Origin of the sequence: Oceanobacillus caeni, assembly GCF_042678465.1 — a bacterium.
GTDB classification, from domain to species: Bacteria; Bacillota; Bacilli; order Bacillales; family Amphibacillaceae; genus Oceanobacillus; species Oceanobacillus caeni.
The window spans coordinates 14,130-31,562 of the sequence record NZ_JBHTKV010000030.1; the positions used below are offsets into that span (position 1 = coordinate 14,130).

The following is a 17,433-nucleotide window of genomic DNA, read 5'->3' on the forward strand; positions in this document are numbered from 1 at the left end:
GAAGAGGGATCCATATGCGATTTGGTTTTGATATTGATGACACATTAATCAACTTACGTGAACATGCATTTCATATTTACAATAAGAAATTAAATCAGAAATTAGATTCATCGGTATTTCAAAGTATTAAGCGAGTGGAAATTCATGAACCCTTTGGGCTAACAGACGAAGAGGGAACAAAAATGTGGAATGATACATTAGAAGAGATCTACTATACGGACTGCCCTTCTTTCCCCGGTGCCAAAGAAACCTTAAATCAATTACATCAAGATGGTCATTCCATCTTCTATATTACAGCAAGGCCTAAAGAACATGGAGAGCGAACAAAAGAATGGATGATAAATCAAGGATTTCCTATTATAGATGATCACTTTTTCCACGGAATGAAAGATGAAGATAAAATCCATACGATTAAAAAATTACATCTCGATTTTTACGTTGACGATAAACCGACTATACTACAAACACTTGCCAACGAAGAACCGAAACTATTACTTAAAGATCAACCATATAATCAACAAGAAAAACATTTTACAAGAATTGTAGATTGGGCTGATTTTTTTAAACTAATTAGTATTTATTCACGCTATACTAAATTTCTAGTATAGCTTTTCTTTTCCAAACAGAAATATATTGCATATTACATTCCGGAATAACTTGTAGTATAATAAATTTAATATAAATGTGTGTTCGAAAGGGAGAATAAAAAGGACCGAGTCGGCTAAAGTCACAACGTCCTATTGCAACACTGCCCCTACACAGGGGTGTGTCACTTTTACTGGGCCTTTTGAACAACTTCTATAAATATTCTGGGGGGGATATCGTTTTGCCAATACCAATAAATCATGAAAAGCCAGCAAGGAAATCTGCTAAGGAAAGCGCATTTAGCCAACTCCAACAATGGATTATCGATGGGACACTTCTCCCAGGGGAAAAAATAAATGATACCGAGCTTGCGCAAGCCTTGGGTGTTAGCAGAACTCCGGTACGGGAATCTTTACAGCTCCTTGAGGCACTGGGTTTTGTAGAAATGTTCCCGGGTAAAGCAACACAGGTTACGGAAGTAGATAGGAGTTCAATTAAAGATCTTCTACCACCATTAGCTGCATTACAAGCTTTATCTGCAGAATTGGCTATCCAAAACATGAGTAAAGAAATACTTACTTCACTTGTAAATACGAATAAACGTTTTGCGGAAGCGATTCATTCAAAAAATTACTATTCCGCTTTAAAAATTGATGAACAATTTCACGATATTATCGTGGATGCTGCTAATAATTCATACATTAAAAATATTATAGAATCTTTACAAGCACATGTTAGAAGACTCTTTTTTCATAATTCCATCATCTTAACGGAGCATTCTATCCAGGATCATGAAGCCATCATAAATTTAATAAAAAATGAAGATGTTGATCAACTAAATACCGTTATGAAGAATAATTGGCTCCGTACCATTGAACTATTTCCAGATATAAACTAATCGTACATGTTCAAAAAGGAGGGCAGGACTTTTTGAACAACCTCTATAAAATACAAAATCGCCCTAGCTTCTTTCTTAATAAAGCTAGGGCTAATCGTTTTTCTCTCCCCTACCCGCATGTTACACTCTTGATAAGAAATAGATATAGGAGGCCATGAGGATGGGGAAATTACAAGGAAAAACAGCTATTATTACAGGAGCTAGTAGTGGGATTGGTGCTGGTATTGCGAAGGAGTTAGCGAAAGAAGGAGCAAATGTTGTACTGGCTGCACGCCGCACAGAAGAGCTCGATGAACTACGAAATGCCATCAAGGAACACGGAAACGGTGAAGTGCTTACTGTTCAAACAGACGTAACGAATAGACAGGATATTGAAAGACTAGTAAAACAAGCACAAGAAGTATTTAACCATGTCGATATTTACGTGAATAACGCTGCCCAAATGTTAACAGCGCCCGTTCGTTCAGGAAAGGTAGAAGAATGGGAGCAAATGATTGATACAAACATTAAAGGCGTGCTTTATGGCATTCATTCCGTTTTACCGTCAATGCTTGAGCGCTCCAGTGGACATATTATTAACATCGCCTCTGTTTCTGCATTTGAAGTAACAAAGGGAAGTACTGTTTACAGCGCAACGAAAGCAGCTGTTCAGACCATTTCCAAAGGATTAGAAAAGGAACTTGCGAAAACTGGTGTCCGTGTAACAAATATTTCACCTGGCATGGTCGATACCCCTTCAAGCAAAAATAATTCATGGAACACCGAACGCAAGAAATTGGAAACCAAAGATATCGCAAGAGCAGTTGTATATGCAGTAACACAACCTAATTATGTCAATGTAAATGAAATTACTGTCCGACCAGTTTAATCTCAAAACGCTCCGAGCAAAAAGACTCGAAGCGTTTTTCTATGTTCATTATATTTAGCTCTATTAATTTAATATTTTAAAGTAACCTATTCCTAAATTTAGTGAACTTCTTGAGTTTTAGACACTTTTTGAATACGTGCAATAATACCTGTAATCGCAATAACAATCAATGCTGGTATCAACCAACCAAGCCCGATTCCGTAAAGTGGCAATACTTGCTCATAGAATTTCAAGATTGGTACCATCCAACCAAAGTTATCCCAACCTAAGGAATCACATAGAGCTGTTAACCCATCAAAAATGCTAATCAAAAAGGTAACTATGGTTGTTGCTACATAAACCATACGTGCATGATTAAATAATGGTGACAAGAACGTTAATATCATCAATACAACTGCTAATGGATATAGGAACATCAATACTGGAACAGAAAATCCAATGATATTAGCTAAACCAAAGTTTGCTATTATAAAAGAGAAAGCAGTAAAGATAACTACAAACATTTTATAACTAATCTTTGGAAGTAATTTATGAAAATATTCAGCGTTTGCTATGATTAATCCAATTGCTGTAGTTAAACAAGCAAGAATAATAGCAACAGCTAACATAATAGATCCTAATGTTCCGAAGTAATATTCTGCTGATCCACTTAGAACAGGTCCACCTGTATCAAATAGTCCAAGTCTTCCAGTACTGATAGAACCAAGATAAGCAATACCAACATAAACTACTGCTAAAAGCATGATAGCAACTCCACCTGATTTTGCTGTAGCCGCTAGTACTTCTGATTTAGAAGTCACACCAAATGATTTAACCGTACTAATTACAATAATTCCGAATACTAAGGCTGCTAAGGCATCCATTGTATTATATCCTTCTAAGAACCCTGTCATAAATGCAGCATTTACATATGATCCTTCTGGTGCTTGTTGCGTTCCCATCGGATTAACAAGTGCTGTAATTAAAAGAATTGCTAATAATAACACAAGAGCTGGTGCTAATATTTTACCAACGTTATCGACAAGTTTCGCAGGATAAAGAGAAAATAACAGTACAACTACGAAAAAGATTAATGTAAAAATAAATAGTGCAATTTGTTGAGATCCTTCTGAAACAAAAGTACTAATCCCTACGTCGTAAGCTACTGTACCAGTACGAGGTATTGCGAAAAACGCTCCAATTGTTAAATACAATAAAGATGTAAAGAAAACACCGTATCCAGGACTAACCCTGCTAGCTAAATCCTGCAAATCACGGCTTCCCGAGAATCCCATAGCAAGGATTCCTAGAAGTGGTAATCCTACTCCTGTAATTAAGAATCCTATAATAGCTGGTGTTAAGCTTGTCCCGGAGTATTGACCAAGCTGTGCTGGGAAGATTAAGTTCCCTGCTCCGAAGAATAATGCAAATAGCATAAATCCTATCGCAATATAATTAGAAGTTGATAGCTTTTTCTTCATTAAAGGTTCCCCCTGAGTTGTTTTATTAATCCAAACTTTCATTAAGTATTTAAAATGCAATATATCGGATGAACCCTATCATACTATCATTTCTAGCAAAATGCAATATATCACAGAGAAAAAGTTAATATTTTTTGTCTAGAGTGATTAATTTGATAATTTAGGTTGAATAAGACTTTAAATACTATAGACATTTGTAAAAAAAAGTTATACCATTTTAGTTAATTCACAATAAACAAGAGGTATTAGAATGGAAATATCAAACAAACTTAAACAATTACCAACACAATTTTTTGCTACTCTAGTTACAAAGGTAAATACAGCTATAGAAGAAGGCCGTGATGTCATTAATCTTGGGCAAGGAAATCCAGATCAACCAACACCTTCGCATATAGTAGAGGCTTTACAACATGCAGCTGCCGACCCAAAGTCTCATAAATACTCTCCCTTTAGTGGTACGTATGAATTTAAAAAAGCTGCAGCTGACTTTTATAAACGGGAATATAACATTGAAATAGATCCCAATACAGAAGTAGCTGTTCTTTTTGGGACTAAAATTGGATTAGTTGAACTACCACTTGCTGTAATGAATGAAGGAGAATTAATGCTTTTACCTGACCCAGGTTATCCTGACTACTTATCTGGGGTTTCATTAGCGAATGTTAAATATGAAACGATGCCATTGCTAGAAAAAAACAATTTTTTACCTGATTATGATGTATTAACGGAAGAACAAAAGAAAAATGCTAAACTTCTTTACTTAAATTATCCGAATAATCCCACAGGCGCTACTGCAGACATTCCTTTTTTCCAGGATACGGTTGAACTGGCCAAACAATATAATATCGGAATTGTTCATGATTTTGCATATGGAGCAATTGGCTTTGACGGAGAAAGGCCTGTTAGCTTCCTGCAGGCAGATGGTGCAAAAGAAGTTGGTATAGAATTATATACTCTATCAAAAACATATAATATGGCTGGTTGGAGAGTTGGCTTTGCTGTAGGAAATAAAAAAATGATTGAAGCCATTAACTTACTCCAGGACCATTTATTTGTAAGCTTATTCCCAGCAGTGCAATACGCCGGTGCTAAAGCCTTAACAAGCGAGCAAGACTGTGTAGATGAATTAATGAAGCTTTACGAAGGCAGACGGAATGCTTTTATACAAGAATGTAAACGGATTGGTTGGAATGTGAAGGCACCTAAAGGTTCTTTTTTTGCCTGGCTACCTGTCCCGGAAAAGTATAGTAGCGAAGAGTTTGCTGACCTTCTATTAGACAAAGCAGATGTAGCGGTTGCTGCTGGTAAAGGTTTTGGAGAATATGGAGAGGGATATATTCGAGTTGGCTTACTAGTAGATGAAGACCGCTTAGTAGAAGCAGTTCAGAGAATAGAAAAACTAGAAATATTTTAGTATTTTTTATCGGCTAAAAAACGGGCGGAACCTATTATTAGATTCCGTCCGTTTTCTTTAATCCATTTGTTTAATTTTCCAAATATCTGTTGCGTACTCACGAATGGTCTGGTCGCTCGAAAACTTACCGGAGTAAGCAATATTCGTAACACTCATATTCATCCATGTTGTTCTATTTCGATAAGCCCGCTCCGCAAGTTCATGCGCTTCAAGATAAGGCTCAAAATCTTTCAATACAAAATACGGATCATTATGGTAGAGAATATTGTAGAAAATATCTTTAAATTCAATATTATGGATTCCAAACTCACCTTGATTCAATTGGTCTAGAATTAGTCTAACACGGTCATCTGTATTATAAATATCGCGGGCATTATAGCCACCATTTTGATAATAATCTAATACTTCGTCCGCATTTAGTCCAAATATAAAAATATTATTTTCCCCTACTAAATCGTATATCTCTATATTAGCACCATCCATTGTACCTAAAGTAACGGCCCCATTCATCATCATTTTCATATTTCCAGTCCCGGAAGCTTCTTTACTTGCAGTAGATATTTGTTCACTAATATCTGCCGCCGGAATTATTTTCTCTGCAAGACTGACATTGTAATTCTCAAGGAAAATTACTTTCAACTTTCCATTAATATCCTTATCATAATTAACGATAGAGGCTACCGTATTGATTAACTTAATGATTTCCTTTGCCAAATGATAACTCGGAGCCGCCTTAGCCCCGAAAATAAAGGTACGCGGTGTCACATCCTGATTAGGATTAGCCTTTAATTCATTATACAAATAAATAACATGGAAAATATTAAGTAATTGGCGTTTATATTCATGCAATCGTTTAATTTGTACATCAAAAATAGATTGATCATCCACAAGAATGCCCGTTTGTTGATGTATATAATTAGCTAGTATTTTTTTATTCTCATGTTTTACTTGGTCAAACTTCTCTAATAAAGCTTTGTCATTGGAATACTTTAATAAACTAATCAGTTGCTTAGGTCGTTTAATCCATTGCGTTCCGATAGCTTCAGAAATAACATTAGAAAGCTTTGGATTTACTTGTAATAACCAACGCCTGTGTGTTATCCCATTTGTTTTATTATTAAATTTATTAGGAAATAAAGTATAGAAATCTTTCATTTCCTGCTTCTTTAAAATTTCGGTATGGATCCTTGCAACTCCATTCACACTAAAGCTTCCAACAATAGCAAGCCTAGCCATATGAACCCTACCATATGCAATAACAGCAAGGTCAGGAATTTTATCCCGCAATTCCTTATGATCAAACCATATCGATTTACAGAAGCGCTCATTTATTTCATCAATAATCATATAAATCCTTGGTAATAAGTTTTGAATCATTTCTTCTGGCCAGGTTTCTAATGCTTCACTTAAAGTCGTATGATTGGTATAAGCTAGAACATGAGTGGTAATTTCCCATGCAGTATCCCAATCCAATCTTTCCTCATCCATCAAAATCCGCATTAACTCTGGAACCGCAAGACTGGGATGTGTATCATTGATTTGAATGACCACCTTTTCAGGTAGTCTACTGATGGGAAGTCGATAATTTTTCTTAAAGCTTCTAATAATATTTTGAATACTTGAAGAAACAAGGAAATATTGTTGCTTTAATCTCAATTCTTTTCCTTCATAATTGGAGTCATCTGGATAAAGAAAACCTGAGATTTGTTCTATGGAATGTTGATGATCCAAATCATGGTAAAATTCACTATTTTCTTCTTGCTCAGATTCCTGATAAGCTACTGGTTCCGCGCTCCAAAGTCTTAACGTGTTTACAACCTCATTTTGATATCCTAAAACCGGTATGTCATATGGTACAGCGAGTACTTTATCAGTATTCTCATATTTAAATTCTAAGGAACCGTCATTTCGTTTGAACATATGTACCTTACCATGAAATTGAATAACAAATGCCTCTTCTTCCTTCCTCGTCTCCCAGGGATATGGATCTTTTAGCCAATAATCTGGTAGCTCTACTTGATTACCATGAATAATTCTTTGTTCGAATAATCCATAGCGGTAACGAATACCGAACCCATGCCCAGGATAATACAAGGAGGCTAATGAGTCTAAAAAACAAGCGGCGAGTCTCCCAAGTCCTCCATTACCAAGTCCAGCATCCCTTTCTTCTGCAAACACAAGTTCAGAACTAAAACCTAGATCTTCAAGTGCTTCTTTCGCAATATTCAACAATCCACTGTTAAGAAGATTACTTTCCAATAATCTTCCAATTAAAAATTCCATTGATAAATAATACACTTGCTTCAAATTTTTATCTTGATATCTTTTAATTGTTTCATACCATTTTGGCATAATTTCGTCATTCACGATAGATGCAAGCGCATAATAAATATCCTTATTAGAAGCAGTACTTACTTCCACTCCTTTTTCGGTGATTAATTTCTTTTTAAGCTTTTCCTTTAAATCATTTGCTGTCAATTGTGACAAGAAGCCATCTCTCCCTAACCGTATATTGGGGTTGGTACTAGTTTTTCATATAGTTCCACATATTTCTCTGCGGAATTTTTCCATGTAAATTGACTCCTATTTACATTTCGAATCAACTGTTGGTATTGCTCATGATCATGATAAATTTCTAACGAATATTTAAGAACATGGAGTAAGTCATGTGCATTATAATTCGTAAAACTAAAACCGTTACCTTCTCCCGTTATTTCATTATAAGAGGTAACTGTATCTTTAAGTCCTCCGGTTTCACGTACAATTGGTACTGTTTTATACTGTAAAGCAATTAGCTGAGCTAAGCCACATGGTTCAAATTGGGAGGGCATTAAGAAGAAATCAGCACTTGCATATAACCGTCTAGCTAATCCTTCATCAAAAGTAATTAAACTTTTGAACTTTTCAGGATAACGATTAGCAACCTCCGAAAAGTAATGTTCAAATTCATGATCTCCTGTCCCCAAAACAATGAACTGTACATCTTCTTGTAAAAACTCATCTAAAATATGCTGAACGAGATGGAACCCCTTTTGTTCCACTAATCTAGAAATAATAACATATAAAGGCATACCTAAATCCATTTCCATATTAAGTTCTTCACCAAGTGCTAATCGATTCTCTACTTTTTTCGAACGAGCCGAACGATAATTAAATGAAACATGAGGGTCTGTCATTGGATTATAATCTTTAGGGTCTATACCATTTAAGATTCCAGCTAAATCTCGTTCTCGATCTAATAGAACTTGGTGTAACCCTTCACTATAAAATGGATATTTAATCTCCTCCGCATAGGTTGGGCTTACTGTTGTAATTTTATCGGCATGGAACAGGGCGCCTTTGAGGCAATTTAACATCCCGTTCCATTCCAACCCACCAATATGCTCCCGATCCAAATTAAAGAAATCCTCAAAAATATCGACTGGCATCATGCCTTGATACTTAATATTATGAATGGTAAATACTGTTTTCATATCATTAATTGGTTTTAAAATATTTGCCAATACGACTGCAATAGCTGCCTGCCAATCATGTGCATGAAGAATATCCGGTTTAAATAATCCTTGATTTAAAAACTCCATAACGGCATGACTAAAATAAACAAACCGCTCCCCATCATCGTAATATCCATAGATCCCTTTTCTGGTGAAATAATAATCATTTGCTACAAAGTAATAGATTACTTGATTATGTTTTAATGTGTATACTTCTGCATCCTGATTTCTCCAGCCAAAAGGGACATCAAAGGATGTTACATATTCCATTTTTTCTTTCCATTCAGCCGAAATTTCATCATACATTGGTAAGATAACTCGGACTTCCATTTGTTCTTGTTTCAAAGCTTGTGGGAGCGAACCTATTACATCACCCAGCCCTCCTGTTTTTATGAAAGGTGTCGATTCTGAGGCAACAAATAATATATTCTCCATTCCATATCTTCCCTTTCCAATTATTATTCAAAAATCCTTATATATCACTCCGTTTTGCCACAACATATGGTTTATCCTTAGACCCGATAATTCGTTGCCCTTTCTTTACATGAACATCCTTATCCAAGATTACATTTTCTAAATATACGTCTTCTTCAATCGTACAACGCTGCATAATAATAGAGTTTTTAATCTGTGCCCCTTCATTCACGATGACCCCACGGAAAAGAATGCTTTTGTCCACTTCCCCCTCGACCTCACAACCATTAGCTAGAATGGATTGTTTGACACTCGAAGGATTATAGTATTTCGCTGGTGGATTACTCGATACTTTTGTTTTCACAAATGGAGGGTTGAAGAATAACTCTAAATAATTATCCTCAATTAATAGGTTCATATTATGTCGGTAATAACTTTCGATGGAATTAATAAATGCTCCGTAACCCTTGTATCGATACATAACAACTCTAAGATCCGCTAACTTCTCCTTTATTCCATGAACAAAAAAGTGATCCCGATTATACGCAATACAATCATCCACTAATTCCATTAATAAAGATCTATTAATAATGTAGGCACCTGTAAATAACAATGGATTTGTCTGCTCATTCGTTATATCTTCCACCCAACCTAAATCATCCGCACAAATACGAAAATATGGGATATGCTCTTCTCTTAATTCCTCAGCCACCGTTGTAACTAGTGTCACATCAGCGCCGCGATCAATATGGTATTTAAAGGCCTCATCATAATCTATATTTGCTGTAAATTGGCTTCCACTGATTAATACGTAATCAGATTTCCCACGATTAAAATAGTCCCTATTATTATGGAAAAATTGTAAATCTCCTTTTGAAACATCACTCGGATCATTCCAATCCGGTGGTAAAATATATAATCCACCATTTCTGCGATCCAAATTCCAATTTTCCCCTGTACCCAAATGATCTGATAAAGAGCGGTATTTCGATCTAGCAAAAATAGCTACTTCGTTAATACCGGAATTAACCATATTGGATAAAGCAAAGTCAATCATTCTATATCTACCGGCAAAAGGAATAGAAGCATGGGTTCTGAAATAAGTTAATTCATTAAAGACGTGATGTTCATGCTCCAAATTTATTAAACCCATCATCGTTTTCATTGTTTTCCTCCTCCCGTCATTGCCAACATACCATTTAATATTTCCTGATTAATCACCATAGGTTCATCATTATCACCGACATGAATATTAGTCCCTTCAGGAATCACTGTATTTTCCATCACAATGACCCGATGAAGGTTTGAGTTTCTCCCTACTTTTACCCCCGAATGTAAAATAGACTGTGAAACGGTACTACTCTTTTCTACTTTGGCATTACTAAATAAAACAGATTTTTCAACCTTCCCGTAAACAAAGCAACCAGAATTAATCAATGAATGCCTCACCGTCGCATCTTTACCGATAAATTGTGGAGGATAATTCGAATCTTGCGTATGAATACGCCAGCTATTATTATCAAGAGAAAGTCCACTCTGCTCATTATTCAGTAAATCCATATTCGCTTCCCAATAACTTTGAATCGTACCGACATCTTTCCAGTATCCATCAAACTCGTATGCATATAGGCGTTTTTCATCACCTAACATTGCAGGGATAATATCTTTTCCAAAGTCGTGACTAGATGTCTTCCTCATTGCGTCTTGAATTAAATATGCTTTTAATGTTTCCCAAGTAAATATATAGATTCCCATAGAAGCTAAATTACTTTGTGGATGCTCTGGTTTCTCCTCAAATTCATAAATTCTTAAGCTATCTGTTGTATTTAAAATACCGAAACGGGATGCCTCTTCCCAAGGCACCTTGATTACGGAGATAGTTGCATCTGCTTTCGTCCGTATATGTTGATTGAGCAGCTTTTGATAATTCATTTGATAGATATGGTCACCTGAAATAACAAGAACATATTTAGGATTATATTGATTGATAAAATGAATATTTTGATAGATAGCATCAGCAGTTCCGGAATACCAATCTCCACCTGTTTTAGCTGTATACGGCGATAATACACTAACACCACCATACCTACGATCCATATCCCAAGGCTTCCCATTTCCAATATGTCTGTTAAGTTCCAATGGTGAATATTGTGTCAGTACTCCCAAAGTTTGGATATTTGAATTGGAGCAATTACTTAAAGTGAAATCTATAATTCTATATTTTCCTCCGAAAGGTACTGCTGGTTTTGCTATTTGATTGGTTAATGCTCCCAATCGTTTTCCTTCTCCCCCTGCTAAAAGCATACCTACGCATTCTCTCAAAAAACATCGCTCCTTTTTGAACACTCCGTTTAGTTGTTTACTTTTTTAAATATCGTGACTGCTAGTGGCGGTATCTTTATCTTTATATGTTGGGCTAGCCCATGCCACTTTTCAGGAAAACTAAAATGTTTATTCTCGTTCAGTTGTCCTGACCCCCCATATTTTTTCTGGTCAGAATTAAAGATTTCCTCGTAGATTCCTGAAGTTGGAACCCCAACTTTGTAGTCGTAATATACATTTGGGGTGAAATTACAAACAATAATAATTTCTTTATCTTTACTCTTTCTTCTAAAAGCTATAATACTTTGATCTATATTGTGTGGATCAATCCACTCAAAACCATCTGGGTCGTGATCAAGTTCAAAAAGTTCTGGATTCTTTAGGTAAAAGCGATTTAGTTCTTTAACATATTGGAAGATTCCATGATGTAATGGATAATCTAAAAGATGCCAATCTAACTGTTCCTTATCCTTCCATTCAGCATATTGAGCTAACTCAGCCCCCATAAATATTAGTTTTTTCCCCGGATGACAGGTCATATATCCATATAGCAATCTTAGGTTTGCAAACTGTTGCCATTGGTCTCCAGGCATTTTATCTAGTAAAGACTTTTTCCCATGTACAACTTCATCATGGGAAAGTGGCAATAGAAAGTTTTCTGAATGTGTATACATGAAAGAAAAGGTTAATAAATTATGATGCCATTTTCTGTGGACAGGGTCCTTTTTCATGTACGATAACATGTCATTCATCCAACCCATGTTCCATTTAAAATTAAAGCCAATTCCACCAGAGTAAGTAGGTGCCGTTATGAGTGGTACATCGGAACTATCCTCTGCCATCATTAACGCACTAGGTTCATAGGAAAAAATTACTTCGTTCAGTTTACGTAAAAAGGCATATGCTTCTAAATTTTCTTCGCCCCCATACGTGTTATAGATCTTTTCTTCCCAATCTTGTCGGTCGAAATTTAAATACAACATACTTGCTACAGCATCTACGCGAATTCCGTCCAAATGATATTCTTCCAGCCAATATAATGCATTTGAGATTAGAAAACTTTGTACTTCTGGACGACCAAAGTCAAATGTAAGTGTCCCCCAAGTTGATTTCTCTGCCTTTTTCGGATCGGCGTACTCATAAAGCGGCTTTCCATCAAATCTCCTTAGGGCAAAATCATCCTTACAAAAATGCCCAGGAACCCAGTCCATAATCACTCCTAATTCGTTTGCATGGCAATGATCTACGAAGTACTTAAAATCATCAGGACTTCCATACCTCGCCGTAACAGAAAAATAGCCAGTAATTTGATATCCCCAAGATAAATCAAATGGGTGTTCAGCCAAGGGTAATAATTCGATATGTGTATACCCAAGAGATTTAACATAGGGAATTAACTTCTTTGCTAACTCTCTATATGTATAAAATTCTCCTGATTCCTTCTTTTTCCATGAACCTAAGTGAACTTCATAGATAGAAATTGGGGAAGTGTGAGGATTATAAACTTCCTTCTTTTTACTCCAATGATCATCCTGCCAATTATATGTGGAGGGACTTAATGTTAGGGAGGCCGTACCCGGTCTAAGCTCTGACTTCCTAGCATATGGATCTGCCTTCATTCTTACCTCACCTGAAGGAGAGATAATTCGATATTTATATGCTTGGTTTTCTTTAACGTCTGTAAAAAAGCCAACCCAAAGCCCTTCATGATTTAACCTCTCTAAAAAATGAGATTCACCATTCCAGTCGTTAAAATCTCCGACAACAGATATCTCTTTTGCATTTGGAGCCCATACTACAAAGCGAAACCCTTGCTTGCCACCCCATTCCATAAAATGACAACCTAAAAAATGTTGACTGCGATAATTTGTTCCCTGATGAAATAAATAGATATCTTGTTCGGTTATATGGTAATTCATTGAGTGCATATCCTCCTAGTTTAAATAAGCAAAGATCTTGATTAGCGACAAAAATATAATCGATCCTTCAAATACACGGTTAATTATAAGATGAATAACCATTCACTTCAATCAGTTTTCAGAAGATTCGTTCGACAATTAATGACCCCGAAAACTGCAATGCATCACGTTTTGTCGAATGACGTTAATTATCTGTAAACTTTGTTTAAACGGGATATTAAATGGTTATAATTTTCCTAATAGTTTATATTTCCATTTTATTCACTATTACATATACTAAAGAAGTGTATAGTTTATTAAAGGAGTTGCTTTCTTTGGAAAACAAGGTTGCGTGGATAGACGATATTCATGAAATAACTGTAATAGGCGACATGGAGAGTTTATTTGTAAATGGGCAATCCCCATTCATTTACATTGAAAACAAACAGAGTTATATCCAGACCAAAGCCGAAAAGATAAACCATTCGAAAGCTAGAATTCGTTATCATGAGGAACTACCAATCGGGGAGAATTTATTCCTATTATGGAATGAAATAAAAATTCCTATCTATCCTGGAGCCATTGTACGAACGAAGTGGTTTGACGAAAACTATTCCAACTTGGATGTAGAGCTTGGAGCTATTTGCCAACCAGCTTCAACAACCTTTTCTATATGGGCCCCTACCGCAACCATGGTAAAAGTGGAATTAGATGGGGATAAAAAGTTTCCTTTAAAAAGACAAAACAGAGGGGTGTGGACCTTAACATTAGATGGAGACTGGCATGGTTGTTCTTATATGTATGAAGTAACATTGAATGGAAAATCTACTTTAGTCAATGATCCTTATGCGAAAGCGATGCTCCCAAACAGTGAAAAAGGAATCATCGTTGACTTCACTAGAACAAAATCATTAAAAGATAGTACAGTTTCCAGACCAACATTAAAGAGTTTACAGGATGCCATCATTTATGAATTACATGTAAGGGACGCAACCATTCATGAAAATAGCGGCGTAAGAAATAAAGGCAAGTTTGTAGGGCTAACAGAGAAAAACACTACCAATTCCAATCGTTACTCAACAGCTCTATCCTATATAAAAGATTTGGGCGTGACCCATGTTCAATTGCTGCCAATTAATGACTTCGCCCGAGTAAATGAACTAGAGCCAGATACTTCTTATAATTGGGGTTATGACCCGTTATTTTTTCAAGTTCCTGAGGGGAGTTATTCTTTCATTCCTAAAGACCCTATCGTAAGAATCAATGAATGTAAAACAATGATAGAATCCTTCCATCAAGAAGAAATCTCCGTTATTTTAGATGTCGTCTATAATCATGTTTTCGTAATGGAGGATTCTCCGTTTGAAAAAATAGTTCCTGGCTATTATTTCCGATATCATCCAGATGGAATGATTAGTAACGGAACTGGTGTTGGTAATGACATTGCTTCGGAGAGACAGATGGTGAGGAAATTTATCCTGGATACGATAAGTTTTTGGCTAGAGGAATATCAAATAGATGGCTTTCGCTTTGATTTGATGGGAGCTCTCGATATAGAAACAATGGGACAAATTCAAGAACGCTGTAAAAAGGAGACTACCCCTATTATGCTTTTAGGAGAAGGCTGGGAATTGGATACTGCTTTACCTTCTCATCTTAAAGCAACAAATAAAAATTCCCATCAGTTAAATCGGGTTGGTTACTTTAATGATTTATTTCGAGATACACTAAAAGGAAATTTATTTTTCCACCATGATACTGGCTATGTGAATGGAAATGGGCATTATGTGGAGCGAATGGCTCATTTGGTGACAGGATCGGTATTAGAGGAATACGGTATTCCCTTTGTTTCGAATATTAATCAAACGATCAATTACGTGGAATGTCACGATAATCATACCCTATGGGATCGGCTTTTATTAACGAATCCGGATGCGAGTGAAATAGAACGCAAAAAAATGCATCAATTAGCAACTGGATTAACTCTATTAAGCCAAGGAATTCCATTTATTCATGCTGGCCAAGAATGGTTTCGAACGAAGCAAGGTGTGGAAAACAGTTATATATCTAGTGATGAAATTAATCAACTAGACTGGGATAGACGTGAATTAGAAGATAATAATGTTCAGTTCGTAAAATCACTTATTTCTCTTCGTAAAAAGTATGAAGTTTTTCGTTTAAGTTCAAAGGATGAAATAAGAAGGAGATTTCATCCTTTGGTGACACCAGCCCCTATTTTTGGTTTTACATTATTGGGAGATGATGTCGATTTCTCTATTTATGTAAATCCTACGAACAAAAAAGTCCCCCTACAATTGCCATCATCGGGGAAATGGGTTGTTACACTAAGCAATATCCAATCTAGTAATAAACAAGTTATAGGAGAATTTACTTCCATCAATCCCTTTGAACTATTAGTGTTTAAAAAGTATCGAAAAGTAACGAGGAAAGAAGAAGGCACCAAACGATTCGCTAATGCTAAAGAATAAGTGGAAGACGAACAGATTGTTACTGCTGTTCGTCTCTTTAACATTTATTCAAACGATAAATTAATATACGTTCATATGGATCCTTATCATACATCTTTGGTATTTTAATTTCGGATATTAACTCAAATAATGTTTCATTTTCCAAAAAGAAAATATAATCATCATGTGGATAATATAAGATAATATCTACTTCACGTTTCTTTTGCTCAAAGGAAACCAGTATATTTTTAACTACTTTTCGGAAAATATTAATCGAAAACGGGTTAAAAAAGTAAAAACGATTATCCTCTTTTTTAATTTCATACTCCTCTGCTAAACAATTAAGGAAAAACATTTTGTCCGATTTCCTTTTTGTCTTTGCCATATAGTGATTTTTATTATCAATCGCCTTTTTATAAAATTCCTCATTCCTCTCAATACCTATAATGGATGAATGGTAAAAGTAATGAATATAGAAATTTAAACGGCCTAAACCACAGCCGAAGTCAACAATATAGTCAGTCTGTTTGACAGGGTAAATCGTAAACAAGAGTTCTAATACATCATAAGGTGTTGGTTCATATGGATGGTAATGTATGGTATTCCCATTGGTATAGGCATTCTTGTGATCTTGGGTTTTAATATTAAACAATTTATCATAATAATATTCTTTCATGTCGATTCTCCATAATAGTTGATTCTGTTTAATAGCAGGGTCCTTTTTACATGTTAACCGTTCATAACCTTCACATAAAATATTCTTCTAACGTCAATCCACTTAAATCAAAAAAGTTCAAATGAATCATAAAAATTAGTATATGAAAATAGTCGTATTTATTAATTCGTGAATATACTGTATTAAACAGACCGTTACAATACTTATTTATACCTCGTTAATTCTTTACAAAAAGGAAGGGAATTATGGCAAAACTAAAGGTGTTAGATGATTCGTTCCAAAATTTAAGTCAAAAAAACATGTCATTTGAACAAGTTTTTGAAAACATCGTTCAATTTATGAGAAATGATCCAAATGGAAATTACCGTTTAATGTTTGGAACGGATTCACAAGTACATGGCTATTATACTAAATTTATTACTGGAATAGTAATTCAGCGCGAGAAAAAAGGGGCATGGGCATGTATACGAAAAATAAATGTACCTCGTAAGATGACAAACCTTCACGAACGTATTTCTTATGAAACGACTTTGACAGAAGAAATTGTATCCATGTTTACCGAAGAAAGAAAAAGCCAATTAATTGATATTATTTTGCCGAATATTTATAAAGGTGCTTCCTTTACTATCGAAGGACATCTCGATATTGGCTCAGGCAACCGAAACAAAACAAGAATCTTTGTAAACGAAATGGTATCTAGAATGGAATCCATTGGTGTAGAACCAAAAATAAAACCAGAATCCTTTGTAGCAAGCTCCTACGCAAACCGTTATACGAAATAAATAATAGGGGCTGTCGTTAAATAAACTCACTTAAGACAGCCTCTATCATCTATTCGTCAAACAGCCTAAAAACACTGGAAATACCTAATTATATTGATTAAATCTAAGTCTCTAGGATATACTTTTAACAACTTGTATTTTTAGAAAACTGATG

General features: G+C 35.4%; 13 protein-coding genes. 6 read left to right on the forward strand and 7 right to left on the reverse strand.

The annotated features are described in order from the left end of the window. The first annotated feature begins 14 nt into the window (after positions 1-14). From ACFQ18_RS15635 to ACFQ18_RS15645, 3 genes are all read left to right on the forward strand, one after another. Complete coding sequence (locus ACFQ18_RS15635; RefSeq protein ID WP_204798489.1) at positions 15-608, forward strand: 5' nucleotidase, NT5C type; 594 nt, start codon at positions 15-17, stop codon at positions 606-608. 218 nt (positions 609-826) lie between these two features. After that, positions 827-1,483 carry a GntR family transcriptional regulator gene (locus ACFQ18_RS15640; protein ID WP_047184521.1) on the forward strand — a complete coding sequence of 219 codons (657 nt, stop codon included), beginning with the start codon at positions 827-829 and terminating at the stop codon, positions 1,481-1,483. 160 nt (positions 1,484-1,643) lie between these two features. Further along, the gene (locus tag ACFQ18_RS15645) at positions 1,644-2,351 is read left to right on the forward strand and encodes an SDR family oxidoreductase (RefSeq protein ID WP_047184520.1); all 708 of its coding nucleotides are present in this window, start codon (positions 1,644-1,646) and stop codon (positions 2,349-2,351) included. Positions 2,352-2,449: 98 nt separating this feature from the next. Here ACFQ18_RS15645 and brnQ read toward each other — a convergent pair whose 3' ends face one another. Next, positions 2,450-3,811 carry a branched-chain amino acid transport system II carrier protein gene (gene brnQ / locus ACFQ18_RS15650; RefSeq protein WP_204798490.1) on the reverse strand — a complete coding sequence of 454 codons (1,362 nt, stop codon included), beginning with the start codon at positions 3,809-3,811 and terminating at the stop codon, positions 2,450-2,452. A gap of 250 nt (positions 3,812-4,061) precedes the next feature. Between brnQ and ACFQ18_RS15655 the strand changes: the two genes are divergently transcribed. Continuing rightward, positions 4,062-5,225, forward strand: a complete 1,164-nt coding sequence (locus ACFQ18_RS15655) for a pyridoxal phosphate-dependent aminotransferase (RefSeq protein WP_276536958.1) — start codon at positions 4,062-4,064, stop codon at positions 5,223-5,225. 57 nt (positions 5,226-5,282) lie between these two features. Here the strand turns inward: ACFQ18_RS15655 and ACFQ18_RS15660 are convergent, their stop codons facing one another. From ACFQ18_RS15660 to glgB, 5 genes are read right to left on the reverse strand one after another with little or no spacing between them, the layout of a single operon-like run. Next, on the reverse strand, positions 5,283-7,712 hold the full coding sequence (locus ACFQ18_RS15660) for a glycogen/starch/alpha-glucan phosphorylase (RefSeq protein WP_204798491.1): 2,430 nt from the start codon (positions 7,710-7,712) through the stop codon (positions 5,283-5,285). Positions 7,713-7,726: 14 nt separating this feature from the next. Further along, on the reverse strand, positions 7,727-9,154 hold the full coding sequence (gene glgA / locus ACFQ18_RS15665; protein WP_047184516.1) for a glycogen synthase GlgA: 1,428 nt from the start codon (positions 9,152-9,154) through the stop codon (positions 7,727-7,729). 37 nt (positions 9,155-9,191) lie between these two features. Next, positions 9,192-10,298, reverse strand: coding sequence for a glucose-1-phosphate adenylyltransferase subunit GlgD (gene glgD, locus ACFQ18_RS15670; RefSeq protein ID WP_047184515.1), 1,107 nt, complete (start codon positions 10,296-10,298; stop codon positions 9,192-9,194). After that, positions 10,295-11,455 (reverse strand): glucose-1-phosphate adenylyltransferase, encoded by a 1,161-nt coding sequence (locus tag ACFQ18_RS15675; protein WP_084824031.1) that lies wholly within the window; start codon positions 11,453-11,455, stop codon positions 10,295-10,297. Before ACFQ18_RS15675 ends, glgD begins: the two co-directional genes overlap by 4 nt. A 29-nt stretch (positions 11,456-11,484) precedes the next feature. Continuing rightward, positions 11,485-13,374 carry a 1,4-alpha-glucan branching protein GlgB gene (gene glgB, locus ACFQ18_RS15680; protein WP_204798492.1) on the reverse strand — a complete coding sequence of 630 codons (1,890 nt, stop codon included), beginning with the start codon at positions 13,372-13,374 and terminating at the stop codon, positions 11,485-11,487. Between the two features lie 314 nt (positions 13,375-13,688). On the opposite strand from glgB, the gene pulA reads away from it, so the two are divergent. Continuing rightward, on the forward strand, positions 13,689-15,842 hold the full coding sequence (pulA, locus tag ACFQ18_RS15685; protein ID WP_204798493.1) for a type I pullulanase: 2,154 nt from the start codon (positions 13,689-13,691) through the stop codon (positions 15,840-15,842). Between the two features lie 37 nt (positions 15,843-15,879). Here the strand turns inward: pulA and ACFQ18_RS15690 are convergent, their stop codons facing one another. Then, positions 15,880-16,497, reverse strand: a complete 618-nt coding sequence (locus ACFQ18_RS15690) for a methyltransferase (RefSeq protein WP_204798494.1) — start codon at positions 16,495-16,497, stop codon at positions 15,880-15,882. Positions 16,498-16,742: 245 nt separating this feature from the next. Between ACFQ18_RS15690 and ACFQ18_RS15695 the strand changes: the two genes are divergently transcribed. Continuing rightward, positions 16,743-17,279, forward strand: a complete 537-nt coding sequence (locus tag ACFQ18_RS15695) for a ribonuclease H-like YkuK family protein (RefSeq protein WP_047184512.1) — start codon at positions 16,743-16,745, stop codon at positions 17,277-17,279. Positions 17,280-17,433: the final 154 nt, after the last annotated feature.